Here is a 24639-nt window from a genome sequence, read left to right as displayed (position 1 = left end):
CGAACGTGGTCGCGATGGCCATCTGAAGACCCGTGCGCGGAAGCTGATCCTGATCGTCAACGAGATCAGGGACTCCAAGCGGGATCAAATCCATGCATGCGCGGCTGGCGGTGAACCGCGGGGAGCAACCGGATTACGGTCGCGTCCGCTTCCTCACGTCGGCGCGACGCTGCAAGGTCGGCTCCGGAGCCGCGCAGCGCCCGCAGTCTGAACAACGTCGCCGCAATGCGGCTCGTTTCGGTGGCATGCATGTCCATGCGACGTCAGGAACCCGTGAAGTGGGATTAGTGCACGGCGATCGCTGTTACCAGCAGTTTTAAGTCAGGACTTCACCGCCTCGACGCTCTCGGTCTCCAAGCGTCAGGATCGTGCACAACGCTCTGCCGCGAAAGGAAGGAGATGAAGTCCATCGATGGAGATGTGTCGATGACGCTGTTCGCGGCAGCGCGGGTTTATGTGTTTGGCGCTCAAATCTGAATGACTGATCTCAGGGAAAGGTCTAGATGAAGCTATTTGCCAGGGTTGTATTGTCGGGTGCAGCCGTTGCACTTGCGCTCGCGGGGAGTGTCTTCGCGGGGAATGCCAGCGCGGAAATCTCGGCGCAAGCCTGTACTCAGCCTGGGGTGGCGAGCAACGGTCGCATCACACAGCAGACGCTCACGAATGGCGTCAACGGTTGCACTGTGTACCGCATCATTTCATGGCACAACTACCACAGTCCACAGGGCGACTACATCGGATTCTTCAACGTGTTCGGTCCCAACGGCACCATCGCGGTATCGCAGACCAAGTTGTGGAGCACCGAGGAGTCGTTCCGCGCCGAGGTGAACCAGACGGCCGGCAGTGGCCGACTCTGGTGTTCGGAGTTCTGGCGCAAGAACTCCGACGGCAGCTTCACCCGCACCGCGGACCCTGCCTGCTCAAGTGTCTGACAGACGACAAGGGGAAACGTGATTCGCAAAAGCCTGATCGGCGCCGCGCTGATCGCATTCGTCAACCTGCTGATGCTCGTCGCACCGGCGCACGCGGGCGGCAGCACCGCCAACTGCGGTCCCATACCGAGGCAGTCGTTCTGCTCGGTCGAGGTGATCGATTCACCCGGTGGCACGCTCGCCGCCGACTTCGATGTCTACGGGGGGTCAATCCCGGACATCACACTCAACTGGCACGTCGACGGTCCCGGCGGCCAGGTGAGGTGGTGCTCGGGCACGTTCAGAATGAGCGATCCACCCCAGTCGTGGCTGTGCCACGGCCTCAATCCCGGCTACGCCCGCCTGACGGTCAACAAGGACGTCTCCGCGCACGCATGGGCCGGACTGCGTTGGTGACTTTCGAGGAATGAACGGGGGTGTGTCCTTCGTGGACGCACCCCCTTCTCGCTGTCGGGGCAACCCTGTACGCCGGTGCCGAGCACGAGCAGGTTCGCCCGTTGTCGTCTTGAAGCTTGACTGCCTTGCACATTCTGTGTCCACTGCGGACAGAACGTGTGGTCACGTGGCCGGCACGGTCCACGACGGGATGCCGGCCTACGATTCGGCCTGGTAGGGCCGTGCGCAATACTGCGATCTCGGCTGTCGCATCGCGCCCGGAGTCAGCATCCGGGTGTGACACCCGATTCGGGTCAGGCGCTTCACCAGTCCAAGGTGGGGACACGACCTCACCGGGTCGACGTGGCTCATCGACACTCAGACGACGGTGACAAAGACAGTCGCGGAACCCATAGGGCCACCCGCTCGTTCTCCAGGCCGTTCTGCGGCACGACCACGACAGTTGGACCGCGGCAGTGCTGCCGCGGACCGGGCACCACGCCCAGGCTCGCACCAACCTTTCGGTTCTCTCTGGTCTGTTCTCATGGGCCACCGGCAACCGGGACCACGTCGGTGCCCAGCGGGTCACGTACCGCAGTCCGCGTTCCTGGAGCGCTGCCTGGTTGACGCCTCGGGCGACGAGGACCAACTGCTTGTCGGCCCGGTGCAGTCCGGCGGCGAGGGTGGCACCGACGGTTCCTCAGCCGATGATCACCTACCTGGTCATGGTCCTCCCACGTGGGCAGCCGGACGTCTCCCGCGCGTCACCGGGAAGACTCGTTCTGAGATGACGCGGGGACAAGCTCGATCACTTCGTGGACCCGGTTGGTGGACCATGAGCGCGTACCAGCGACCTGTAAGCGCGGAGGGCAGCGTCTATCTTGAAGCCGACTCGCGTGGACCGGACGCGTTGGTCGCGACGCCTGGATGTCAACGCTCAGCTGCGCATTTCGCAGGCTTTGAACGGCGAAGAGTGCAAGTATGGACCTGACGCTGGGGGGCGACATGCACATGATCCACTTCTCTTCTGCCGATCTGGGACGGGTGCGGTTGATGCCGACGCTCGGGCCGATGGCAGAGACGCTCTTCAGTCTGCGCGCGTTGCGGACGCGGGCTGATGAGGGTGTGCTGGGCGGCTGGCGGCGGCATGTGCGCGGCACGCTGAGCCCGAAGTACGCGCTTCTCAGCGCGATCTCACCGAAGCGGGAACCTTGCCTCGACCTGGTCACCTTGGCAGGTCGTTCAACTGACTTGGAAATCGGCGCGGAGCGGTTGCTCGCCAGCACGGTTTCGGCGATCGCGTCGGAGCTCGACCACTTCGGGGCCCACCACGGCCGGGTACCAGGGGTCCTGCAACACCTCGCGTACGACCTGTCCACGCGCCGCGAACTCGTCGCCACGCTCGGCGACTACCATCGCTTCGCGATCGGCCCGCGCTGGAATCGTATCCGGTCGCACCTCGACGCCGACCGCGCTCAGCGTGGCGCGGTGCTGCTGGAATCCGGCGTGGAGGGCCTGCTGTCGACCCTGCACCACACGATCACGTGGACGAATCCGATCCTGCGGGTCGACAGCGGTACTGCGAAGAGCCACGACTTCCACCTCGACGGCAACGGCTTGGTGCTGATGCCGTCGTTCTTCCTGCGCACGCCGCTCGTCATGTTCGACCCGGCGAGCCCGCAGGAGCTTTCGGTGGTGTTCCCTGCGAGTCTGGACGTGAGCAGTGCGGCGGAGATCTGGTCGGCGCGTAGCCCGGTGAAAGGTCTGGCGAACCTGCTGGGGCGCACGCGGGCAAGCGTCCTGCTCGCGATCGCGGACGGCGTCGCGACCACGGGCGAGCTCGCGAACCACACGGGCACGTCGGCGCCGGCCGCATCACAGCACACGTCGGTGTTGCGGGAGGCGGGGCTGATCGTCACTCGTCGGCACCGGGGCACGGTCCGGCACAGTCTCACCGAGGTGGGGTCGACACTGCTGTACCGCCAGATTGGCTGAGTGCGACCGCGTCAAGTGGTGACCGAGGCTCGATCCAGTCCAAGGCGCTGACCGGCTTCATCGCCGGCAAGGTCAACGTGCGGGACAACAGCACCTGGTTCATGTTGACCAGCTCGGAGATCAGCGAAGCGCTAGGGGTCGAACTCCAGTCGTGCGGCTTGCACCGCGCCGACCGCGAGCGGCATGTCCAGGCTACCGGGAATCCAGTAGCGCACCACGCCGGTCGGGTCCACGCGGTCGCAGTCGCCCGTCGGCACCACCAGGTGCAGGTCAACCACAGTCACGACTGTCCCTTCCACCGCTTCCACACGTCCGCTTCCTGCTCCGGCGTGAAGCCGTGCAGGGTGGCCAGACGGATGCTGGCTGAACCGGTGGGCCGCAGGTACTGCGAGGCGTACGGCTTGCCCGGCCCCTGCTCGGCGAACGTGTCGGTCTGCGACCAGTACAGGGCCGTGGAGAACGGGTTACCGCCGTAGGAAGCGGCGTAGAACCCCGTGTTCGTGCCCGACAACATCGCCGCCGCGGCCTCGACCACAGACAGCGGCACCTGAACCGAGTCGTCCGACGCGTCGTAGCCGCGGTGCTCAGTCGGCTTGTCCGGGTGGCTGGCCTCACCCGGATACACCCAGTCGGCGAGGCCGCGCTGAGCGCACTCGACCAGGCTCACCTCGACGTCGTCCGGCTCGATCCCGTCCGGGCGTTCCCGGCCGGTCTCCCCGTACTGCCGCACCCAGTTGTCCCAGTCGCGCGCGTCGAGGTCGTGCTCGACCACGACCAGGCGCGGCATCCGCCTTTCCACCCACGCCTGGAGCGCCCGCAACTCGCGCGGCGTGCCCTTGCCGCCCGACTCGAACTCACCGGTGTCGATCGCACGGCTCACGCGCTCCCACAGCGCGTAGTTGTCGAACACGACCCCGTGCGACAGCGCCGTGATCGGCGCGTCGATCACGGCGGGCGACTGGTACCACGACGCGATCTCACGTGCCACGTCGTCACTGATCACCTCCCGGACTGCTCGGCTTCCCGAACAGCGGCCATGATCACAGCCGAGCTGGCCATCAGAACTCCTCCCATACAGTCCGATTCGGACGGTCACCACGGGCACCGCGCGGCGTGCGCGGTGCCGACGAAACCTGCCGACCTCAGGCACGTCTTGACAGGCGGCGGGTAACCCGCCTTCTCCATGAACAACTCACGCCGGAAGTTCAGGTTCTCCTGCGCGAACTTGTCCGCGATCAGTCCCGCGGCTTCCCGGCTGAACTGCTCCGGGTGCGCAGCGATCAGGTCCGCGAACCACCAGTAGTGCCGTGCGGTGAACACAGGTGTCCCTCCAGTCCACGGGCCATCCCCCGGCTTGACACGACGCGGGGCCACCACTGCCCAGCCGGCAAGGATGGCCCCGCAATCCACACCCGACAGTGCGGGTCAGAACACGCACACCCCGTAGTCCGCGGCTATCTTGACCGCCCAGCTCCACGCACGGTTGCGCATGTCGCAGTCGCAGAACCCAGTGAAGTTCCGCCTGCCGTCGTGGATGCCCTGCGTGATGTCGCAGGTGGTCTCCGCCTCCTGAAAGTCCACGAGGCTTTCGAAAACCACGGCCACCTGCTCCGGCTTGAGCAGGAACGCCCCCGGCGACGTGAACAGCCGCTCGAATCCCGGCAGTCTCCGCGTGACCTCACAGAACGTGCGCGCGGTGATCGTCTCCTCCGCGTGCACGCTGTACGGCTTGTTCAGCTCCGCGATCGCGGCCAACACGGTCTGAACGGTCCTGCCGTCGTTGATCGACAGACGCGCGTCCACGAGCACAGCAGTCATCGAAAGCCCCACTCCCTTTGGCGGTCAACAACAAACGGCTTGCCGCGCTCATCGGCGGCAAGCCGTGAAACCCTCAAGCGACACACAGGCCTCAGAGCGCGTCACACCACCCTTTGCGCACCGCGTACGCGGTCGCCGCAGCACGCGACGTCTCGTCGGGATCCCACGGTCAGGTAGTCCTTGATGAACTGCAGGACATGTGCATCGATCCAATCGGGCTCGTCGCCCTTGCCGTGCACGTACAACGCTGGCTTTCCATCCGGCCCCTTGTGATGGAGGTGACCGAGGTCCAAGCAGTGTCTAAGAAGGGACGAGCAGATCCCCGTCGGCGTCAAGGCCGCGGACACGCGCCGCGACATCGAAAAGCGGTCTTTGGTCGTGCCGTGGAGGAACGTGACTCCGATCGACTTCATCATCGGCGGTCATGAGCTACCTGCGCGCCGGTGTCGAGTCGACACCGCGGCCGCGGTGTCGACAACGAAGCCGTAGCGCTTCACGAATCGCCGGTTCGGGTCATCGCGTCGGGCCGTGACCTCGTCGACGCGCAACCACAGCGGTTGGGTCAGTCGCCGACGGGTGGTCCCATTGAGCAGCCGGTGCCACCAGCGGCCGGCCCGGTCGATGCGGATCCAGAGCGCATCGCTGGTCAGATCCGCGAAGTAGGTCGGGTCGCGTGGGAGGTCCGCATGCCACTCCAGCGTGAGACGGTCGCCGGCTTTGAGCTGAGCGACTAGAGAAGACCACGACCTGTTGCCCAGGCCGCTCACGCTCGCGCGGCACACCGTGTTCCGAGCGTCAGCGTGAGTCCAGGCTGACCACTCGTCGTCGACCGGCGACCTGTAGCCGGTGATCTCCACCCCGCAGGACACAAGCCTGCAGTAGGCACCGTGCCTGTGGTCAGGCACAGTGCGCCCGTGCCACACCCGCTCGTCCCACGGTCCCAGGTCGGCGCACACGAGCGACGTGCCCCTCGCCGCGTCGAACGAGAAGTGGACGTTGTTGGCGTCGGTGAGCGCCTCGATGTCGGCGGCGGTCAGTGGTGCGGCAGTGAGAACACGTGACACGAGTTCTCTCCTCTCGTACAGGGGAAAGGAGCCTTCGGTGGCGGGCGTGCGGAGGCAGCGGAGGGTGCGGCCCAGCTCAGCTGGGCGAGGAGTGCAGCTCCGGGGAAGGGCCGCGGTGCGGGATCACGCGACCAGCACGCTGCTGGGTTGCGGGTCGCCGCATCTCGCCGTGACGTCCAGCCGGTCGAAAGCCATGGCGCGCGTACCAGGCGCTCAGAGCTGCGGTGGGGGCGCCCAAGCCGATGTCGCGGCCGGGGTGCAAGCCAAGCACCAGAGCGAGAAGGCGGGTGCCCAAGCCGTTGCCGCGCTGGTCAGGGGTGATCCTGATGGTGTCGATCCACAATGTCGCGTCAGGGCGCTCGATGATCAGCGCGTATCCGACCTCGCTGCCGTTGACGGCGAGGGCGAGTCGACCTTCGTTGTCCTCGTCAGCGTGGGGCGGGGCCACCGTGACCGTCCATCGGTGCATGAGAATATTCGGGCTCATGGATGATCTCGCTTGGTGTAGCCGAGGGTGTCGTTGAGCCGGGCGACGTCGCGCAACCGGCCTGCCCAGTAGCGGACGTCGCCAACAGGCTGACCGCGGTCAACGCGTCGGATCAGGTCGCATTGATTCGCTGGACCACGGTCGTGAGGATCTGTTCTCTCTGAAACCAGTACGGGTGCTTCTTGCGGACCTGTCGCTTCCTGGCAGCATCTAAGGGAATCCATTCGTTGACACACGCGAAGCCCCACTCGCTCAGCCTTTCGTTGGCCTCGTGGTTGTCGTAGCTCAATTTACCGAGGGCAAACGCCTTGTCGTTACGCCGCTCCTCGCACTCGACCGCGACGCGGCCGTCGCCGGGATTGAGGTACGCGGAGTGGAAGCCTGGCGCTAAAACGAGGCCCGCTTTCAGCTTGCTGATCGCCGTGCGCCACGACAGCCCCAATGTCCTACGACGTTCCGTGGCCGACTCTCCAAGGGCCTTGCGGACGAGGGACTGCGGCAGCAACGGCACACCCTCGTTGGCGCAGAAGGCGTAGAAGGTGTCCAACTTCGGCACGTACGAGAAGGTCTGGCCGACCCCGTCCAAGGCGGGCTCTTCGTAGATGGTGAACGACGCGTCAGGTGCGTTCTCGACCAGCAGGTTCTTCACGTCCTCCGTTTCGCCGCAGACGAATTCACCACCCAACGTGTACTGTGCACCAAGGGTGATGTAACCAATGGTTTTTCCCTCCTCGGCCGTCAAACCGTACTCGCCCAAAATCACGAGCACAACAGAGACTCTTTCCGGCGGACACGAGTGAATGGTGATTGACGCAGAGGTCTCTTCAGGCATGTTCAGGAAATTCCTTCGAGTCCGGCATCCCGGTCATTTTCGAGCCAAATTGCGGCCTGTGGCGGCGATGGTGCTATCGGATTCAGTTCACGGGAGACCTGTAGATGGCGGTGCGGAACAGCGGCCCGTTTTCGTCGAGCGCGACCCAGGGATTCGCGCGCAGGAAACCGTGACCGGCGAGAATCGCGTCGACCTCGTCGCTGTCTCCCACGCCGACGAAGATCAGGTCTTGGCCTTCAGCCTGCCCGTCAGCGACCTGCACATCGGCGGTGCGGCGATCCCACCAGGTGTCGAAGGAGTCCGGTTCGGTGGCGGTGCCCCTGGGCATGGCCGCGATCGCGGTCTGCCACGGCACGCCCAGATTCGCCTCGCGCACCTCGATCGGGAGTGGCATCCACTTCAGGACGTCCGCCCTCCTCACCACTGGCGCGCCGTCCTCGTCACAGGCCGCCCAGTCCGCCCCGAGGCCAGGAACATGGGTGCAGGTGGTGCCGAGGCGGTCCTCGTAGGGCTCCTCGTAAGAGGTGAACGCGACCTCCGGGGTTTCGGCGATCAGCCTTGTCGCTAGGTCCGTGGTGTCAGAGACCCGACACCATTCGCCGCTGGTGTACGTGGTGCCGAACTCCAGGCTCAGGGGCTCTTGCTGTTCCTCGTCGTCGCCGAACCCGTATTCCCGCAGGAGTTCGAGTACCGAGCGCACTCGGTGTGGCGGACAGGCGTGGAACGTGATGTGCCCGGTGGTGTACGTACCCAAGGTCGGTGATCTCCTCGTGGTCTGTGCAGGTCAATGGTCTAGGAGGTCAAGATGAGCTGCGAGGCGGCTGCCCAGGCCGCGGGGAACGCGGGGCCGGTCTTGTCGAACGCGGTGGCGGGCGCGATGGTCCGGAACTGCACGGCGGCCGGTAGGCCGTTGCGGAGTTTGTTGCGGGTCGCGCGTTCGTAGCCAGATGCGCGGATGGTCGTCGTCCGAGAACGCGGGGCCGCCGATGGTCACCGCCGCGCGAGCCAGTCGGGCTCGCTGGTTGAGTTGACCGCGCATGTCGGCTGATCCAAGGAAACCGTTACGAGGACTACAAAAGTGCCGTCACCGGTCACTTTCCGGCCGCCACACACATCAGGCTTGTCCCGCACGAAGCGAGCCGGCGTGGATCTGTTCAAGCACGCTTGCGGCGAGGCGGAGCGCTGCGAGTGATGAGGAACAACGGCTGTCTCGGCCGGTGCAGCGTCGCTGTGGACGCCGGCGTGCCCGTCCCTGCCGGGTCTACGTCCACGAAGGGTTGTAGGACAGGAGGGCGGGTGGGAGAGGCCACGGGTGAGCGATGTGGTGGGCGAGATGGCCGAGTAAGGCCGCGGCAGCTGGGTCGATGGGGGTTCGCCGGGCGAGGCCTTCGACGATGCTGAAGGCTTGCTCGGCGGTGATGTCCAGCGAGAGTGTGGTGTAGCCGCTTCCAGCTGGCGTGGCCGTTATCGCGGTCGTGGCACGGGCGGGATCACTGTTCTGTAGGCAGCGGTCGAGCGCTTCGAGTTCTTGTGTGATGACCTTGATATTGATCGGCCCGGACACCGCTGCCGCGGTCGCGAGGGCAGCAGCCAGCGCATGGCGGTCGGCCAGCCGGGTATAGGCAATGAGCAAGGCGTTCTTGATGATGCCCATGGTGTGGGCGTAGTGCAGGTAGTTGTGATTCGGGTTGGCGAATGTGTTGATCGAGTTGACGTCTGTGACGCTGTCGTCGCGGCCGAGCTTGCGCCCGGAGGCGTCGGTGACGGTGACGACGATGCGGATGGTGTAGGCGTTGATCGCGTCGGAGAGTGCTTCCTTGACGTGTTCGCGTGCAAGCAGCCATGCCTGGTGCCGCCCGTGGCTGCGCCGGAGGATGGCCCGCCATTCGTCTTCGGTGGTTGCCGGGATGAAGTAGGCGCCGTTCTCGTGGCCTTCGGTGGAAATCGCGTCCGGTTCGGGCTGGTCGCTGAAATAGCCGAGATCGCTGATGTCGCACAGGTCGCCGTGCTCGACGTGCAGAGTGACGGTGTAGCCGCTGATGTTGCCTTGCACTGGAACGTCGATGACCAAGGCTGAGCCGTCGTAGTAGCGGCTGGCCTTGTCCCCGTAGAAGTCCTGGTATGCCTCGTTGAACTCGTCGAACACCTCTGCGCCTTCGGAGGTCCTCAGTGGGGTCGTGGTGTGCGGCAGCGGTATGAACGTGGCGACTTCGCGGGCGTAGTGGATGCTGGTGCCGCGGGAACGAAGCGCGCGGTAGATGTCGAGCTGGTCTGGCGCGAGCATGGTGGCGCCTCCTGGTGGACTCGCGAAGCGGATTGTGACTGGACATGCCTGTGTGCTGTCAGTTCACGGCAGCGGCGTGAACGGCATGGCACAGGTTCGCAAGCAGGTCTTCAAGTGGTTGGTGGGACTCACCGGAATTCGCGGCCGCCTGGTGACTTCGACGTTGCGGGGTGAAGTTCGTGCACGGGAGGGCAGCGGGTCCGCAATCGGTGTCGTGTGGTGGCAGCATGTCCGCGGCGAACTCGGCGCGATACCGAGTGGCAGGCCGCGGGCAAGCGAGCGCCGTGTGGTGGTGCGCGCGGCGCTGTGGGGCAGCACTGCGCGGGCTAGCGGACCCGGCGAGCCAGGCTGTCAACATCGAGGATCAGCACACTCTTGCCCTCCACACGCAGCCAGCCGCGGCCGGCAAAGTCACTCAAGACCTTGTTGACGGTTTCGCGGGAGGAGCCGATGAACTGGGCGAGCTCTTCCTGGGTCAGGTCATGGGTGACACGCAGGTATCCGCGTTCGTAGGTGCCGAACCGCTGAGAGAGCAGCAGCAGGACTTTGGCCAGGCGGGCAGCCGCGTCGATGAAGATGTGATCGGAGAGCTGAGAACTCACACGACGGACGCGTTTGGCCAGAACTTGCATCATGTTCTCGACGAGCTCGGGCTTGGCGGCGAGCCACTGCCTGAGCGTGGCGCGGTCGATGACGGTCACTCGGGTCTCGGTGACCGTTGTCGCGGTGGCTTCCCGCGGATGACCGTCGACGAGGCTCAGTTCGCCGAAGGATTCGGACACACCGTGGACCATCACGAGGTTCTCGCGGCCGTTGTGCGCGCGCTGAACGATCTTCACCTTGCCGGACTGGATGATGTAGAGCTCATATCCAGGCTCGCCCTGGGCGAAGATGATGTGGCAGGGCGGGAACTCGAGCACCGCGCCATAGGTTGCGGCAAACTCGATGAGGGTGGGATCGGTGGTGATCGCGGCAGTGAAGGTGGTCATCATGTACTCCGAATCGCTGTGAGGCAGGTGTTCGTGCTGTGTTGCAGGCCTGTCCATGGCGGGGGCCGCGCGTGTCCGACGGCCACAACGCGTGCTGGTGATTGCTGCGCCAAGAACTCGGCCCCTGTACTGCAGGGCCGGGTCCGGAGTGCGGTGACCGGGTGTGCCGCCGTATCGGCGGCGAGGTGGCTACAGCGAGGTGGGGGTAGCCGGTCGAATGCCTCGGCGGCGCGAGGCGTTCCGGCCTGGTTGATCAGCACGTCCGGCGGCAAGAGTGCGGCGCTGGCGGGCAGGATCGCCCAGAATCCACCGCCGAGTCCGAGATGTGCAGGGTGTCGCAGGTCCGCATCAACACGGTGGTGAAGTCGGACGGCCTAACCGGTTGTCGGACGGCGATGCTGCGAAAACCGGGCCGGTGGCACGTCAGTCTTACTGACTGTGCAAACAGCAATGGGGAACTGTTCAACCCTTGGACAGTCCAGAGGGGCGTACTGCACCGGGCCGGTCACGTGCACCTTGAACTCGACGCCGCCGTAAGGCTCGTTGTCGACGCGGCTTCGCAGCACGACAAGAACGTTCCGGGGTGTGGCATGGCGCGAATGCGTGCAGCGGGGTGGCGTGCGGACACAAGGCACGGATCGCGGCTACTGGCAGCAGCCGGCCCGCAGGTCCAGCGCAGCCGCGGCACTCACTCCGGCGGTCTGGGCGTTGCTCTGCAACATGGGCCCAGCAGTGCGGCGCGGACGCCTGCGGCTTGCCCGTCATGGTCGTCGGCGTGGTATCAGGCTTTCGTGGCTAAACTAATAAGTGGGGTGGAGTCGATCGGCGCCCGTGCGTGTGAACGACACGGTCCGGCCGTCCGCCACACCGAGAGCGGTATGAACGGGATGGTGCGGCGGCATTACCGAGCTGCGGAGGATTCCGGCTCGCTGACGCTGCCCTCGGGCATTGGTGCGATCGCGGTCTGCCACGGCACGCCCAAGTTCCTCTCGCGCAGCTCCGTAGGAAGCGGCATCCACTTCAGGACGTCGGACCTCCTCACCACGGGCCGGCCGTACTCGTCACAGCTGACCACACCTGCAGAAACTGCTGCCACCACTAGACCAACCGGGGAGGGCCGGTGCTGTGATCGCACTCTGGCCGAGCTCGATGACATGTTCGCTCGGCTTGCTCGATTTGCGCGCACTCGGACTTCCTTTCGGAAGGTCGGCCGGCGGGGCACACTGGTGGCGTCTGCCGAGGGGCCCGCGCCGGCCAGGAGGTCGTCTTGGCCGGCGGGTGGGGTCAGGTCGTCGGCCCGGAAGGCGTGGACACCGCGGCAGGTCGCCATCGGTCGGTGTTCGAGGGCAGCTCCAATTCGAAGCGTCCACCGGGTGTCAACGAGCCGTGGATCTTCAGATCGTATGCCTCGGTGAAGTTGCGGAGATCCTGTTCGGTGGCGAACGCCGTCCAGTTGGTCCCTGGATGGCCCGGTGCGTAGACGAGGAAGGTCCACAGTTCCCCGTGTCCGGGTCCGCGTACGTATCCGAACGCCCGTCTGCCATATCCGTAGTGCATCGCGAACAGGATCTTCTGGCCGGTGAGGTCGCGGCGCAGGACCTGACTCATATGCGGCAGTTCGTGTTCGCCCCGGAACAGGACACCCTGCGCAGGAAGGTGCTCCAGGGTCATCGAACGCATGAGGTCCTCACGGGATGCCGGTCGCGCCGGTGGCCTCCAGTTCGGATCGGTCCCTGGTGCCGGGAGCGCGCACCGATACACCCGCATCGGGCGAGTGAAGCGCACGCCCCGGCTCCCGCCGGGCAGGTCGTGGTGGAAGATCCACAGGCAGGCATCGATGGTCTGTTCGGTCAAGGTGAGCGAGGAGACCGGGATCGGGTCTTCGAGGCTGCCACTCATCGACACGTACCCCAAGCCGAGGTAGTAGCTACCCCCCTCGCTGGTCTGCACCTTGTGCACGACAGGCCCATCACCGTCGGCCGGGTAGGCGATCACACTCGAGATGCGCCACCGCACGTCGTTGGCGAAGTGCACCCAGTCGCCGACGCGGGGGCCGGTCATCGCGTCGAGCGCGGCCATACGCTTGGCGATGATGGCCTGGTCCTGTTCATCTACCTGGTACCGCATTAATTTCCTTTCCCGGATGAGACGTTGTATGTCCGGCCAGATTGCAGCTTGATCAGCGACGCAGTTCGGGAGTTCGTCACTCGGCGTGCGCGCCCAGGGCGTCGGCCACATCGTCGGGATTCGCACTGTCGATATCGCTCAGCCACTGGTGGGGGTTGGCGTGCCGTTGCACCTCCTCCCATAACACCACCGCACGACGCTTCTGCTCCGTGAGGTAGTTGGTGTCCTCACCCATCCCGGCGATCGTGTCGTCGGTGAGTAGCCCTGCCTGCTCCATCCCGGCGATGAGTTGGGCGTAGCCGGCAGCCTCGTGTGACCACGTTCGCACTCAGGCCACCTCGTCCTCGCCGCAGCAGTGCTCGCGCGCCGTGCGCGCGAGCATGTCGAACGTGTCGCCCGGCTCGATGTCACAGAGCACGCCGTCGCAATCCGCGTGTACCAGCTGAAGCCGCGGCGCTAGGTGTTCATCATCGGGGCGGCGGCTTTCGAACCGCGCGAGAAGGTCGAACGCGCCGTTGACCTGGTCGTCGGCGCGCCCCTCGTGCGGGCCTTGTGGCTCGGGAAAGGGTCACGAGCATTCTCCATGTCTGCTCAGGTGGTCTGCGAAGTGCGAGCGCTCGCCGGCGATGCGCATGGCCTGGCACAGCAGCGTTTCGAATTCGGCGTAGGTCAACCGGGCGGTCAAGCTGCACACCCCGTTGTCTCCTCGGCGTCACGGTTGAACATCGTCAGGGTGCCCCCGGCGTCGGCCTCCCCCAGTTGCACCCGGTCGCCGTCCATGGCCAGGTCGCGGAAGTCGATCTTGAGGCAGGCACGTTTGCCTTGGACCTCCGACAACACGGCGGTGCGTCCGGTGCCGCCGCGGGTGGAGAAGGTGCCGTCCGGCTGGAAGCGAGTCGGCCCCGCTCGAGTCCGGCGGCCGGAAGCAACATCCTCCTCACAGAACACTTCTGTGTGGTACGGAAACGCCACGGAGAAGTTCAGGCACGACACTCACGTTTCCCTGAAGTCCGCGGGGCACCTGCTGATTGAGGTCGAATGTCATGTGTGACTGGTCGATCCGCCACGGCGTGTACGCGTACCCGAAGACCAACCGGTACGACACTCCATGCCCGTGGCGAGTAGGGTCGACTGGTCGGGTCGCAGTGCTGATAACGGTCACGGAGGCGAACGCGTCCGCGAGGAAGCACACGACCCGGCCACCGGACTTGACGTCTGTGACGTCCACATTGGTGTACGAGACTTCTCGGCCGATCACGGTGTCTCGGTTGCCGTGACGTGCGGGGACTAGACCGCCGCAAGGCCATGCCGAGTAAGGATTCGCGTAATTCGAGCGCGAACCCGGCAGCGGTGCCGCTCGGTCAGCGCAGAAGATCGGACAACGAGAACGTGAAGTTGATCGGGCGGATCCGCAACGGCTCGATCTCGCGGTACGACGCGGCCAGCGCTCCATTGAGCTCGATGACGTCGTAGCCGTTCAGCCACACGGCGAACCAGGGCTCTGCCGGCGCGCCGAGGCGGGACCCGGTGTCGGCAGAGTGGGTCATGGATGAGTCGAGTCGGACGGGCGTGGAACGGTAGTGGGTCCTGCGGCCGGCGACCATGGGACACGCGAGGGTGGTGTAGCGGCTGCACTGCGGATGCAGTGCCGGTTCCGATGTCGCCTTGAGCGGCAGGTCGGACAAGCGCATCAGCAGCACCATGGGGCGCGTGAGCGCGTTGCCGCATACGCCGCACAGTCTCCGTTTGAGCGCGTCGCGAAAGCGAGGATGGAGGCTGCCGAAGACGTGTCGTCCATCCTGCGTTTCCGGGGTTGTCCACGGGACGACGAGCCCGCCGACCGTAGGTCGATCAGCGAGCCAGGCGGGGATGGGTGGTACGGGGTCCGAAGACACCGCTCTCCTCCTCGGTGTAAGAGTGGATACGGTCACCCGCCACAAGGGAGGGTGTGGGTTGACAGATGCCGGCAACGTCGCTGCCGACGGCGACTGCCTGGTCCGGTTTCGCTGCGTTGGCTACGCGCACTTCAGGACGTCTCCTTCTTGCCCGACCTGGATGCCGGTCTGGCCGACCTGCTACGTCGCCCCGACCGACTGCACGCCACCGCCGCGGGCACCTGGGGTCAAGACCGAAGCGATGCCTTGATCCAGCCAACACTGCGTCCGGATCGATCAGGCGCCGTCCCCAGTAGGGACTCCAGTGGGGCTGGCGCCGAAGCTCGGCACCGACTCGACGACCTCCGCGACAGAGCCCACCGCAACAGCGATGCCACCACGGATCAGTTCGTGGCAGCCGATCGACGTCACGGACGTGACCGGTCCTGGCACCGCCATCAGCACCCGCCCCAGCGCCAGGATCGCCGCGGTGTTCTTCGCCCCGCTCCGCCGCCCCGCCTCGACCACGACGGTCCCCGCTCCCAACGCCGCGATGAGGCGGTTGCGGGTCAGGAACCGATGCTGCGCGGGAGTAACTCCCGGTGGCTGCTCACTGATCACCAGGCCCCGCTCCGCGATCGCAGTCAGCAGGCGTTGCTGGCCCGCAGGGTAGGCAACGTCAGCACCGCCAGCCAGTACAGCGATCGTGACGCCCTCGGCCTGGAGCGCACCACGATGTGCTGCGTCGGCGATCCCATATCCGCCATCGGAGACGACTGTCACGCCGCCCTCGGCAAGGCCGTAGCCGAACTCGCTCGCTACGTGGACGCCATATCCACTGGCGGCACGGGATCCGATCACCGCTACCGCCTTGTCCACGGCATCGGCCAGCGCGTGAGGACCGCGAACCCATAGCGCCAGCGGCGCGGGCGGGACTGAATGATGCCGATCGGCCTCCGACGTCTCCTCCGACAGCTCCGCGAACGCTCGGGCCGGCCACTCCTCGTCCTCGGGGATCACCAACCGCCCGCCGCGGGACGTGATCAGCTCCAAGTCCTGATGCGCGCGGTCTTCGGCTTCACTGGCGGACATCGTGCTCTTCGCGGTGAAAGCGACATCGCCGCAGCGGACCCTGCGTGACGCTTCCACAGGCCCGACCTCGGCCACGAGCGCAGCCAGCGCACCGTGGAGAGAATCGGCCAGCCGGGACAGGTGCGCCCTGGCCAAGCGGATTTCGGCGGACTGCTCTGTTCCTGCGATCATCGTCATGCTCCGGAAATGGTAGGAGTTGCGGCGGTCTTGTGCCGACGCAGCAAGCTGGCAGGTTCGCTCGCGGTGGCGGCAGAGCGCCGCGAGCTCTTCGTACTAAGTGATCAGTTCAAAATGAGCTGGCGTGTCGGCTTTGTCTGCGGGACAGGACATTCCAAGATCACGGTGTACGTGAGGAGGTCCTGACCGACGAGCTGTGGGCTCGGCTGGAACCGTTGATCCCGATGTCCCCCAGGGGGTTTCCGCTATCCAGGTCGCAGGCGTGCCGACGACCGGGCCGCGTTGGAGGGCATCCTGTACGCGGTGCGTACCGGGATCGGCTGGAACCGGCTGCCCACCGCCTTGTTCGGTGCCTCGGGGTCGACCTGCTGGCGGCGGTTGACCGAGTGGCACGAGGCCGGCGTCTGGCAGCAACTGAACGAGCTACTGCTCGCCGAACTGCGCGCCGCCGGTCTGCTGGACCTGTCCGCCGCTCTGGTCGACTCCACCCATCTCCGAGCCCTCAAAGGGGGGACCACACCGGGCCAGCCCGGTTGACCGCCGCAAACTCGGTTCCAAGCACCACCTGATCACCGACGCGAGCGGCGTCCCGCTGGCCGTCACGCTGACCGGCGGCCACCGCAATGACGTCACCCAGCTGATTCCGCTGATCGACGCCATCCCACCGATCCGGGGCGTGGTCGGCAAGCCACGTCGCCGTCCGCGCCGGCTCTGCGCCGACCGCGGCTACGACCACGACAAGTACCGCCGCCTGGTCCGCGCCCGCGGCATCACACCCGTCATCGCCCGCCGCGGCGTCGACCACGGCTGCGGCCTGGGCACAGTCCGCTGGCCGGTCGAACGCACCTTCGCCTGGCTCACAGGCTTCCGCCGACTCCGCGTCCGCACCGAACGACGAGTCGACGTCCACCAGGCCATACTCAGCCTCGCCTGCTCGATCATCTGCCTGCGCAAACTCATTCTGAACTGATCACTAAGGCAGGCAGCGACAATCAGGTGCAGGTGTGCGGATCCGTCCCGTGTGAGGGTTGATGCCGTGCGGGTATCCGTCGTAGCGGACCGTGCGTGCCAGGTTCGAGGCGCCGACTGTCGCTTCAATCAGGATGGTGAGCGTGTGCTCCTCGCGGCAGATCAAGAGCTCGACCTCGTCCCGTACCTGCCCGTGGTTGAGCAGATGGGGCTGGGTGTTGCCGGTGAACTGCAGACTGATGATGTCTCCCGGCTGCACCAGCTGCGCGATGGTTTCCCATCGTGGGTTGATTCGCGCGGAGTGGACCAGCAGCTCCCCTGTCGCGTTCGGGTGGTCATCGAGGGACCACGGGGCGTGGCCGTTGTGTTCTGTGCCGTGCATCGTGCCCAACGAGGGCACGACTCGTCCCCGCTGTTCGGTTTCCGGCAGTTGACAGGTGAACAGCTCTGCCTCGCGCGCTGTCACGCCTTGCGCGGAGCTGCGTCGGCCGACCTCGATCATCAGCAACAGGTAGAACCGGCGTTCGCGCCGTGCCAGCAGCACCGTTTCAGCCGCACAGAATGCATCGACGTCATCTTGGGTCAGCACCAAAGGTGACATGAAGTGGCTCGCTCTCTACGAAAGGGTTGCAAAGAAAGGGATCACCGCCTCACCGGTCATGTCGGATACCCGGTTCAATCCCGGTCGAGGTAGCCAGCCGCTCCGAGGTGGGCCGAGGTATTTGTCGTGCAGGCGGGATCGCCGGTGTCTCAGCGGTCAGCGGAGTTCCGTCTGTGCAGGATTGGCGCTCGAATCGGCCGGCGCGGTGGCATTGATGCCGCGCAACGAACCGAGGGATCTCCACCCACGCGGAGACGCCGTCGGCCACCACGTTCACCACGGCCATGCCGGACAGGTCGACCACCGCGGCGTCGTCGGCGGTTCACACGCGGCCGTCGAACACGAACACGTCGCCCTCGACCAGGAAGCGGGCGACGACCTCCGGGTGAACGTCGACGGTGGTGTGGGTGCGGGTCATGGCCGTGGGCCCCTTTCCCGGGTCGGAGGGCGGTCGGGATGCCGACGGACCTGGTGGCCCGCCGGCGGGGACGTCAGGCGGGCGTCTCGGTGACCAGCGAGTAGGCCCAGTGGCCGCCGATACGCAGCGCGGTGTGGAAGCCGTCGAACCGCACCTCGCGGTAGCCGTCCGTGTCGAGCGCGCCGACGAACAGGACCTGGCGGGCGCGTCCGTCGAGGTGCACCATCTGACCCACCTGCAGCTCGCCACCGGTGATGTCGGTGAGGGTGGTGAGGGTGCGGGTCATGTCGCTCTCGCTTTCGCGAGAGGCTTTTTTCTTCCTGATCTTGTGTTGAAATACTATTTCACCGCTCGCCCTGCAGCCAGTTCTACCGTCCCGCACACACAATTGTTTTGTGGTATCCGTCACGCAATTCCGGAGACGACCAATGCCCGGTCACCTGGACCGGCCTTTGTCACTGAGTCGATGGGGTTCAGGCGCCACTCCAGTGCTTCTCGATGATCGACAACAGGTCTTTCATCTCCGCTTTCTGGCCGGTGGTGAGAACCTCGTCGGCGTCGACGAGACCCGTCTCGACCGCCATGAGGAACCCGCGCAGCAGCGCGACCTTCTCGTCCTGGGTCAGCTGACGGATGAGCGTCGTGGCCCTCATGTTGCGGTTCAGCTTCCTGAGCGGGGAGATCGGCATCCTGCGATCCTTTCTGCCGGTGAGGGTGATCAGCCTCAGATGTGGAACCCAGGGCACAGGGAGTACGCGTCGACGTTGAGCAGCGCGGGACGTAGGCCCAGTCCATGTCGCGGAGCGCAGGCAGGTAGCAGCCGCCGGAGTCGATCAGGATTCAGTCGCCGACGCCGGAGGGGGGCCTCGCCGCAAGCCCTGACGTGGTCGGTGATGTCGATGGGAACGGTGGTGTTGGCGTCCATTTCGGCCTCCCTGTTTCCGGTTAATCGGCTTCTTGATCTTGTAATTCAATCCTATTCTGCCGCTCACGCAGAAAACAGCTTTGCCGTCCCGTACGCACAATTATTTCTGTGGTACCCGTCATGAAAGAAACGCGCGCACCCAGGCCGTTTCCGGAAGGTGCGCGCGTTCTCGCGGGTGGTGCGGGTCAGGCGTCGGCCGACTCCTCGACGCTGCCGGCGGGCATCGCCGCGATCGCGGCGTCCCACGGCATACCCAGCTTCGCAGCACGTTGCTCCGCGGGCAGGGCCAGCCACGCCAGCACCTCGTCCCGGCCGAACAACGCGCGGCCGTAGTTGTCGCAGGGCGTGGTGAACTTGCCGAGGCCGGGAACGTACGAGCACGTCGTACCGAGCTGATCCTCGTAGGGCTCCTCGTAGGCGGTGAACGCGACCTCCGGCGCACCGTCGACCAGTTCGTTGGCCAGACGGACGGCGTAGCCCGCTTCCAGCGGCTCTTCCTTGCCGTACTTCTCGTCGAGGTCGAGAGCCAGGGGGCTGGGGCGGTCGTCGGGGTCGGCGAAGCCGTACTCCTCAAGGAGGTCGAACACCCGGCGGACTCGGTGTGGCGGGCAGGCGTGGAACGTCACGAAGCCGGACGTGGAAGTGCCCACGATCAGTCACCTATCTCGACGTTCTCAGCCGACCGGGCGGCCTTCACCCGGCGGCCGATCTCGTCGCGCACCTCATCGTCGGCGGCGAACGTGCCGAAGATGATCGGGTCGTACGGGGTGCCGCCCGGGTGATCGCCGCCGAAGTCGTGGACCTCGCCGACCCAACACAACCACGCGGGGGTCTCGAGCTCGTACATCGCGCCGACCTGGTAGCCGGTGGTGTCGTCGGTGAACACGGTGCACCGCGCGCGCACGAGGTGAGTGCTCTCCTGCACGGCTTGCTCCTTTCTGGTGAGTGGTGTGGACGAGAGAGCGGGCCCGGCCGCGTGACGGCCGAGTCGTAGGCAACCCGCGGGCAGGGGCCGCTGTCGATCGGCGGCCCTGGTGGGAGGCAGTGGTGTGGGCGGAGGCTCGGCTGGGTCTCAGACGCCCAGCAGGAGTACGGCCGGCACGGTAGCCAGGAGGCGCACCCAGATGAACGCGACCAGGGCAAGGGCAATGAGCACGGCGTGGTACGACGGGTGCAGCTCGTCGAAGAGCCCCGCGGTGGTGCCCGAGCAGCAGGGCGAACACTGGGCCAGCGGAGCGGAGATGATCAGCAAGACGTGAACAGCGATCAGGATCAGCGGGCGTACGGCATGTCGGAGCTTCTGTAAGGCACAGCCGTCCGACTCAGTAGGTAGTTCAGTGCCGTGATCGCAAACCTGAAGGGCGCCTCGATGTTCGTGTGCGTCCACAACCTCGGCGACGGTCCGAAGCTAGTACGCATGGGAACTTCCTTACGGCCCGGGGGTTCACGGTCGACGTGTCGGGGGGCCGCGTGCCATCACGCACAGCGCAGGTGTTTCCCGCCGGCCGGCGGGTGCGCCCCCCTGCCGACCGGCGAGGCACCGTCTGTTATCGCAGCCTCGTTGAGCAGTCAGACCGAGGTGGTGGTCATCGCGACAGGTCGATCGCACGAGGGTTCAGGCGCCCGCGGGCGATGCCATTGGCGATGTGGTGCAGCGATTCCTTCTCGGTCCAGCCGTCCACTCCGACGTGTGCACGAGCAGCCGCCAGTAGGGCCTCGACGGCGACGGCCTCGTCGAGCACCTCGGCGCCGACGAGCTCGCCGACCTTGGCCGATGCCTTGAACGTGATGTCGGCGCGGGTGCCTGATGCGGCATTGGTGATGCGCGCGGTCTCCTCGTCGAGTGCCTTGTGCACGTAAGCGCCGAGCCTGGTGCCTGCGGCGAGCCGGACCGGGTGGCGTTCGAGCGGAGGTGGCGGGGTGAGCGCGGTGACCAGCCACTGCGGCAGCGGTGCCGGCGCGACATCATGGGTAACGCGGTAGTACCGCGGCGTACCGTTGATCCTGCGTACTGAGCCTGCGGCGACGATGTAGCCGCCGGACGCGCGCACATCGAGATGGGGCCCGAGGCCACGGCCGGCGGCACCGGCGGTGTTGCGCAGTTCGATGCCAGGCGGGGCCTTGAGGTACCGGTGCTCACTGTCGCCGGGTGAGATGACTGTGTAGGTGTCCGTGGGATCCGGTTGGCCTGCGCGTTCGGCGAGGATGCGCAGGACATCACGGCCATGTGTGAGCTCGAGGCAGGCCCAGTCCTCGGTTGGCGGGGCGCCGTGAACGGTGTCCAGGTCGAGGACAACCAGGCCGGCGGGACCGCAGGCCACGCCTACGTTGTACGGGGCGGTGTCCCACCATGCGGCGAGCGCGGTCTCGTCGCAGGTGGCGCGGTTCTCCCACTTCTTGATCGCGGGTCGCTTGGAGAACGGGTAGAGCGGGAATACTGGCCACCCGCGACGGGCCGCGGCGAGCGCGGCGTTGAGCCGGGGTCGGGTGACCGGTCGTGAGGTGGAGCGTCGTCTTGTCTGTGTGGTGGTCATGGTCGAGATCTCCTTCGGGCGCAGGGTAGACGGCGGGATGGTTATGGCGCAGAACGTCTGCGTTGTGCGGGGTTCTGGCGTCGCCGTGGGCGGCCCTGGTGACGTCGACGGGGCGTCGTGCGGCGCGGGCGTGACTTCGGGGATCACCCGGCGGTGGACCGGGCGCCCGAGGGGCGCCCGGTGACGCCTGTGGTCAGCGGCGCGGCTGGAGCCAGGTGGCCAGCCGCGACCAGAGACGACGGACGCCTGCGGGCGCCGGTGACGAGAAGCGCAGCTCTGCAGGCACGGGCGCTGGACCGGGGTGGCGCGCGGCCGGCCGGTGGCAGGAGTCCCGGCTGGAGTCCCAGGGGGTGCAGTGGGTGGTGCGGCGGCCGCCGTCCCACTTGACGGTGATCTGCCAGGCGGGGCTGGCGGGGTCTTCGTCGTGGAAGGAGTAGTCGATCGAGACGACGGTGTAGCTGATTTGCCAGTACCCGCTCCAGTACCGGCCGCCGGGGCGGCGGGGGCCGATGGCCTTCGCGATACCGTCCCAGGCGTCGCGGGCCCGGTCGGGGTTGCCCCAGGACCAGTACCGCCGGTTGAGTTCCTTGAGGATGTCGTCGTCGGGCGTCCACCGGCAGTCGCAGTCGTCGGGCTCGCTGTACAGCGGAATGATCTCCTCGGGGTCGTACTCCCGCCCGTCGAGATCGTGTTCGTACACCGTGTGCCAGACGGTTCCGCTGCCGTGACAGCGTTCGCAGCTGGGATCGGCCCACGCCCACCTCGCATCCGGAACTGCGCTGTATCCGGGTGGTGGGGTGATCGTGAGGTCCATGTGGCTCTCCGTTCCGGGTGGTGTTGCGGGGACGGGAAGCTGTGCGGGTGGGGTCGGAAGCACAGCGGAAAGATGGGCCGCAGGCCCAATGCGTGCGACGCCGAAGGCGCCCTTGCAGCGCAGCGGACGGTTTTGCCGTCCGCAGAGGTGCAGCCGAGTTCGGCGGCGAAGGCCAGGCGGCGGGGGCAGTTGCGGCGGCCCATGTGCACGGTCAACCCGCACGCTTGGGCCTCGACGGCCAGCTCAGCGGCGTGCGGACCGAGCTTTCAGGCTGTCGAGCCGCCGAGAAATACGTCGAACGCCTCGTAGGCGCTGCAGCGTCGTGCGGGCGTCGCCACGACCGGAAGCAGACAGAAACACCTCGGGCGCGGTCGCCCACAGGCAGCGGCCGGTGTGCCGCTGCAGCCATGCGAACCAGCGCTGTTCGCCGGGGAACCCGCGGCCGAAGCAGCCGTTGCCGCTGCCCAGGTGACCCCGTCCAGGGATGCGGGCCTTCCGGCGGGTGTGCACATCTGGCCCAGCTGGCCGCAGGTCATCGCTGCGCACACCGCGGGGCCGCAGGCCTTGGCGAAGTCGAGCCCGCGCAGCTCGTTTCCGGTTCGCGAGGGCGGTGGCAGGCACGGCGGAACACGCGTGTGGCCCCACCGAGGCCGGGTCTCGGACGGGCCACACGCGTGCGGTCAGTGACGGGTGAGGCCCCGAAGGCCGCGAGCGCGCCGCAACCCGCGGCGCTTCGTCGCCGCTGCAGCGAACGGGGTGTTCAGCTCGAACCGCCAGTACTGCAAGGACGCCAGCGCGACCACGAGCTGCGTGCACTCGGGGAGGGTCAGGTCGACGTCGGCCTGGCGCACAGGGCCGCCGACTCCGTTGACCATCGACGGGGAGAGGCAGCCCTCGAATCGGTCGGTGTGATGCACCACCAGTTCGTCGGTCACCTGCCGGGTGACCTCGTCGTCGGTGATCGTGCTCGGCTCGGCGACCGGGACGTCGACCGAGCCGGCCGCGTCGATCGCCCAATCCTCGGAGCGAACGCCGGGAACGGACAGCAGCAACTCGGCCAGGTCTCGGTCGACGGCGTTGTCGAGCCTGCCGGTGGTCGGACGCAGGGAGACGGTGGGGCCGCCGAGCCATGCCGGGTTCGGCGTGGCGACGACGGTGCCTTCCTCGATCCGCAGCTGCACCGGGGAAGCCAGCGTGGGCCTCCCGGCCCACACGGTCCACACGTCACCGCGGGCGAACGGCATCCTGGCGGTTAGGCGGGCGATCACAGGGTCTCCAGTGGGGGTTCGGCGAACGCCGGCACGGCGAAGCCGCACCGGGTCCGGCGCGTGGACGAGGGTGTGGTGGCGGACTTGGCCGGTCCCGGAGCTGCGGGACCGGCCGGCGGGGACGGTTAGGCGCCATAGACGGTGAGGGCGCCGGCGTGGAAGCCGTGCCGGGAGTGGTCCGTGGCCAGCTCACGGGCGCGGCGCAGTTCGGCACCGGTGTTCGCGGTCGGGACGCGGGTGACGTTGCAGTGCGCGCAGCTGAAGATGGCTGTGTGGCGGAAGCGCCAGTGGCCAGGACGGTCACCCGAACTCGATGCGGGTCAGAACTCGCGGTGATCGTGGATCTTGATCGCCGCGTCGAAGCCGACGAGTTGGTAGAAGCGAGGATCGTCGCGGTAGGCGAAGTTCCCGCCGTGCCTGAGCCCTATCAGGTCGGGGACGCTGTCGACCAGGTGGGTCGCGGGTACCAGAAATACCTGGTCGAAGCCCTGATAGATCCACATCGCCGGAGCGTCCGGATTCGGCACGCCCGACCGGCAGTTGGGTGGAATCGGGTGCAGCACCGGACGGCTGCGGGTTTCGGCGTCGATCACGCCATTGACCGTGGTGTGCCCGCAGCGGTGGCTGATGCCGTCGGCCAGCGTGGGGATGTCGAGGGCGAGTCGGTACACGCTCACGTACAGGCCGGGCTGGTTCGACCAGTCGACAGCTGCGGGGTCGGAAAGGGTCGCACTCACAGGATGTTGGTGTCCTTTCACTGGCGTTCAAAGTGTCACCGGCGTTTGGCGAAGGCGCCGGTGTGCGGACCAGCAAGGCGGCTGGTCGGCTCGACTCCCCTGGTTCGGGGGCTCGTCTCGATCAACCGCTGGCTCGGACCGGCCGGGGTGGTGCGCTCGGCCGACCGGGTGAGATCGCGCGCAGCGCGACCCCGCAAGGGCTCGTCTCACCTGCGTCGCCTGGGCTGGCGGTGCCACGGGCGCAACTGCGACAGCGGTTAGAGTGCGCCGCCCCTGCCGACCTGGGATCGAGCGTGACCCGGTGCACGGATGTGCCGATCACCACCG

At 66.5% G+C, this 24639-nt stretch carries 29 protein-coding genes and 1 pseudogene; 4 read left to right on the top strand and 26 right to left on the bottom strand.

Features of this window, described 5'->3' with window-relative positions; translation table 11 throughout:
• The first annotated feature begins 503 nt into the window (after nt 1–503).
• From ADL03_RS47035 to ADL03_RS15760, 3 genes are all read left to right on the top strand, one after another.
• On the top strand, nt 504–932 hold the full coding sequence (locus ADL03_RS47035; protein WP_157528745.1) for a hypothetical protein: 429 nt from the start codon (nt 504–506) through the stop codon (nt 930–932).
• Nucleotides 933–950: 18 nt separating this feature from the next.
• On the top strand, nt 951–1328 hold the full coding sequence (locus tag ADL03_RS15765; protein WP_053734206.1) for a hypothetical protein: 378 nt from the start codon (nt 951–953) through the stop codon (nt 1326–1328).
• Nucleotides 1329–2288: 960 nt separating this feature from the next.
• Nucleotides 2289–3302 carry a helix-turn-helix transcriptional regulator gene (locus ADL03_RS15760; RefSeq protein ID WP_053734205.1) on the top strand — a complete coding sequence of 338 codons (1014 nt, stop codon included), beginning with the start codon at nt 2289–2291 and terminating at the stop codon, nt 3300–3302.
• Between the two features lie 131 nt (nt 3303–3433).
• On the opposite strand, the gene ADL03_RS47030 is transcribed toward ADL03_RS15760, so the two are convergent.
• The 16 genes from ADL03_RS47030 to ADL03_RS15685 all read right to left on the bottom strand — a co-directional run bounded on the left by ADL03_RS47030 (nt 3434) and on the right by ADL03_RS15685 (nt 16046).
• Nucleotides 3434–3586 (bottom strand): hypothetical protein, encoded by a 153-nt coding sequence (locus tag ADL03_RS47030; protein WP_157528743.1) that lies wholly within the window; start codon nt 3584–3586, stop codon nt 3434–3436.
• Entirely contained in the window at nt 3583–4305 is a 723-nt protein-coding gene (locus tag ADL03_RS15755; RefSeq protein ID WP_053734204.1) for a hypothetical protein, read from the bottom strand. The genes ADL03_RS47030 and ADL03_RS15755 overlap by 4 nt, the downstream gene beginning before the upstream one ends.
• An 89-nt stretch (nt 4306–4394) precedes the next feature.
• Entirely contained in the window at nt 4395–4622 is a 228-nt protein-coding gene (locus ADL03_RS15750; protein ID WP_053734203.1) for a hypothetical protein, read from the bottom strand.
• Nucleotides 4623–4727: 105 nt separating this feature from the next.
• Nucleotides 4728–5120: a hypothetical protein gene (locus ADL03_RS15745; RefSeq protein WP_157528741.1), complete on the bottom strand. Its 393-nt coding sequence runs from the start codon at nt 5118–5120 to the stop codon at nt 4728–4730.
• A 101-nt stretch (nt 5121–5221) separates the two neighbouring features.
• Nucleotides 5222–5536: a hypothetical protein gene (locus ADL03_RS15740; RefSeq protein WP_053734201.1), complete on the bottom strand. Its 315-nt coding sequence runs from the start codon at nt 5534–5536 to the stop codon at nt 5222–5224.
• Nucleotides 5537–5542: 6 nt separating this feature from the next.
• Nucleotides 5543–5977 carry a hypothetical protein gene (locus tag ADL03_RS15735; protein ID WP_157528739.1) on the bottom strand — a complete coding sequence of 145 codons (435 nt, stop codon included), beginning with the start codon at nt 5975–5977 and terminating at the stop codon, nt 5543–5545.
• Nucleotides 5978–6260: 283 nt separating this feature from the next.
• The gene (locus ADL03_RS15730) at nt 6261–6671 is read right to left on the bottom strand and encodes a GNAT family N-acetyltransferase (RefSeq protein WP_082373183.1); all 411 of its coding nucleotides are present in this window, start codon (nt 6669–6671) and stop codon (nt 6261–6263) included.
• A gap of 112 nt (nt 6672–6783) precedes the next feature.
• Nucleotides 6784–7503 (bottom strand): hypothetical protein, encoded by a 720-nt coding sequence (locus ADL03_RS15725; protein WP_157528737.1) that lies wholly within the window; start codon nt 7501–7503, stop codon nt 6784–6786.
• 82 nt (nt 7504–7585) lie between these two features.
• A complete protein-coding gene (locus tag ADL03_RS15720; RefSeq protein ID WP_157528735.1) occupies nt 7586–8257 on the bottom strand; it encodes a hypothetical protein in 672 nt (223 codons plus the stop codon).
• A 507-nt stretch (nt 8258–8764) separates the two neighbouring features.
• On the bottom strand, nt 8765–9787 hold the full coding sequence (locus tag ADL03_RS15715; RefSeq protein ID WP_053734196.1) for a hypothetical protein: 1023 nt from the start codon (nt 9785–9787) through the stop codon (nt 8765–8767).
• A gap of 326 nt (nt 9788–10113) precedes the next feature.
• Nucleotides 10114–10779 (bottom strand): Crp/Fnr family transcriptional regulator, encoded by a 666-nt coding sequence (locus ADL03_RS15710; protein WP_197288368.1) that lies wholly within the window; start codon nt 10777–10779, stop codon nt 10114–10116.
• A gap of 1281 nt (nt 10780–12060) precedes the next feature.
• Nucleotides 12061–12903, bottom strand: a complete 843-nt coding sequence (locus ADL03_RS15705) for a hypothetical protein (protein WP_053734194.1) — start codon at nt 12901–12903, stop codon at nt 12061–12063.
• Between the two features lie 76 nt (nt 12904–12979).
• The gene (locus ADL03_RS15700) at nt 12980–13231 is read right to left on the bottom strand and encodes a hypothetical protein (RefSeq protein WP_053734193.1); all 252 of its coding nucleotides are present in this window, start codon (nt 13229–13231) and stop codon (nt 12980–12982) included.
• 353 nt (nt 13232–13584) lie between these two features.
• A complete protein-coding gene (locus ADL03_RS15695; protein ID WP_053734192.1) occupies nt 13585–13896 on the bottom strand; it encodes a hypothetical protein in 312 nt (103 codons plus the stop codon).
• A 368-nt stretch (nt 13897–14264) separates the two neighbouring features.
• A complete protein-coding gene (locus ADL03_RS15690) occupies nt 14265–14798 on the bottom strand; it encodes a hypothetical protein (RefSeq protein ID WP_053734191.1) in 534 nt (177 codons plus the stop codon).
• A gap of 276 nt (nt 14799–15074) precedes the next feature.
• Complete coding sequence (locus ADL03_RS15685) at nt 15075–16046, bottom strand: DNA-processing protein DprA (protein WP_197288367.1); 972 nt, start codon at nt 16044–16046, stop codon at nt 15075–15077.
• A 224-nt stretch (nt 16047–16270) separates the two neighbouring features.
• On the opposite strand from ADL03_RS15685, the pseudogene ADL03_RS45440 reads away from it, so the two are divergent.
• Nucleotides 16271–17016: pseudogene (locus ADL03_RS45440) on the top strand (IS5 family transposase).
• Nucleotides 17017–17019: 3 nt separating this feature from the next.
• Here ADL03_RS45440 and ADL03_RS15670 read toward each other — a convergent pair.
• From ADL03_RS15670 to ADL03_RS15620, 10 genes are all read right to left on the bottom strand, one after another.
• The gene (locus ADL03_RS15670; protein WP_157528733.1) at nt 17020–17616 is read right to left on the bottom strand and encodes a hypothetical protein; all 597 of its coding nucleotides are present in this window, start codon (nt 17614–17616) and stop codon (nt 17020–17022) included.
• Nucleotides 17617–18107: 491 nt separating this feature from the next.
• Nucleotides 18108–18320 (bottom strand): hypothetical protein, encoded by a 213-nt coding sequence (locus ADL03_RS15665; protein WP_053734187.1) that lies wholly within the window; start codon nt 18318–18320, stop codon nt 18108–18110.
• A 187-nt stretch (nt 18321–18507) separates the two neighbouring features.
• On the bottom strand, nt 18508–18723 hold the full coding sequence (locus tag ADL03_RS15660) for a hypothetical protein (RefSeq protein WP_053734186.1): 216 nt from the start codon (nt 18721–18723) through the stop codon (nt 18508–18510).
• A 421-nt stretch (nt 18724–19144) separates the two neighbouring features.
• Nucleotides 19145–19609 carry a hypothetical protein gene (locus tag ADL03_RS15655; protein ID WP_053734185.1) on the bottom strand — a complete coding sequence of 155 codons (465 nt, stop codon included), beginning with the start codon at nt 19607–19609 and terminating at the stop codon, nt 19145–19147.
• Between the two features lie 2 nt (nt 19610–19611).
• Nucleotides 19612–19884, bottom strand: a complete 273-nt coding sequence (locus tag ADL03_RS15650; protein WP_053734184.1) for a hypothetical protein — start codon at nt 19882–19884, stop codon at nt 19612–19614.
• A gap of 147 nt (nt 19885–20031) precedes the next feature.
• Nucleotides 20032–20211, bottom strand: a complete 180-nt coding sequence (locus ADL03_RS49630; RefSeq protein WP_053734183.1) for a hypothetical protein — start codon at nt 20209–20211, stop codon at nt 20032–20034.
• A 334-nt stretch (nt 20212–20545) separates the two neighbouring features.
• Entirely contained in the window at nt 20546–21493 is a 948-nt protein-coding gene (locus ADL03_RS15640) for a bifunctional DNA primase/polymerase (protein ID WP_063798584.1), read from the bottom strand.
• A gap of 193 nt (nt 21494–21686) precedes the next feature.
• Nucleotides 21687–22193 (bottom strand): hypothetical protein, encoded by a 507-nt coding sequence (locus tag ADL03_RS15630; RefSeq protein ID WP_053734180.1) that lies wholly within the window; start codon nt 22191–22193, stop codon nt 21687–21689.
• A gap of 794 nt (nt 22194–22987) precedes the next feature.
• The gene (locus ADL03_RS15625) at nt 22988–23575 is read right to left on the bottom strand and encodes a hypothetical protein (protein WP_157528731.1); all 588 of its coding nucleotides are present in this window, start codon (nt 23573–23575) and stop codon (nt 22988–22990) included.
• Nucleotides 23576–23895: 320 nt separating this feature from the next.
• Entirely contained in the window at nt 23896–24312 is a 417-nt protein-coding gene (locus tag ADL03_RS15620; RefSeq protein WP_053734178.1) for a hypothetical protein, read from the bottom strand.
• Between the last annotated feature and the right edge of the window lie 327 nt (nt 24313–24639).

The organism is Nocardia sp. NRRL S-836 (assembly GCF_001279525.1).
Classification (GTDB): domain Bacteria; phylum Actinomycetota; class Actinomycetes; order Mycobacteriales; family Pseudonocardiaceae; genus Lentzea.
The sequence above is the reverse complement of the archived record's forward strand: the minus strand, read 5'-3'. Positions and strand labels throughout refer to the sequence as shown.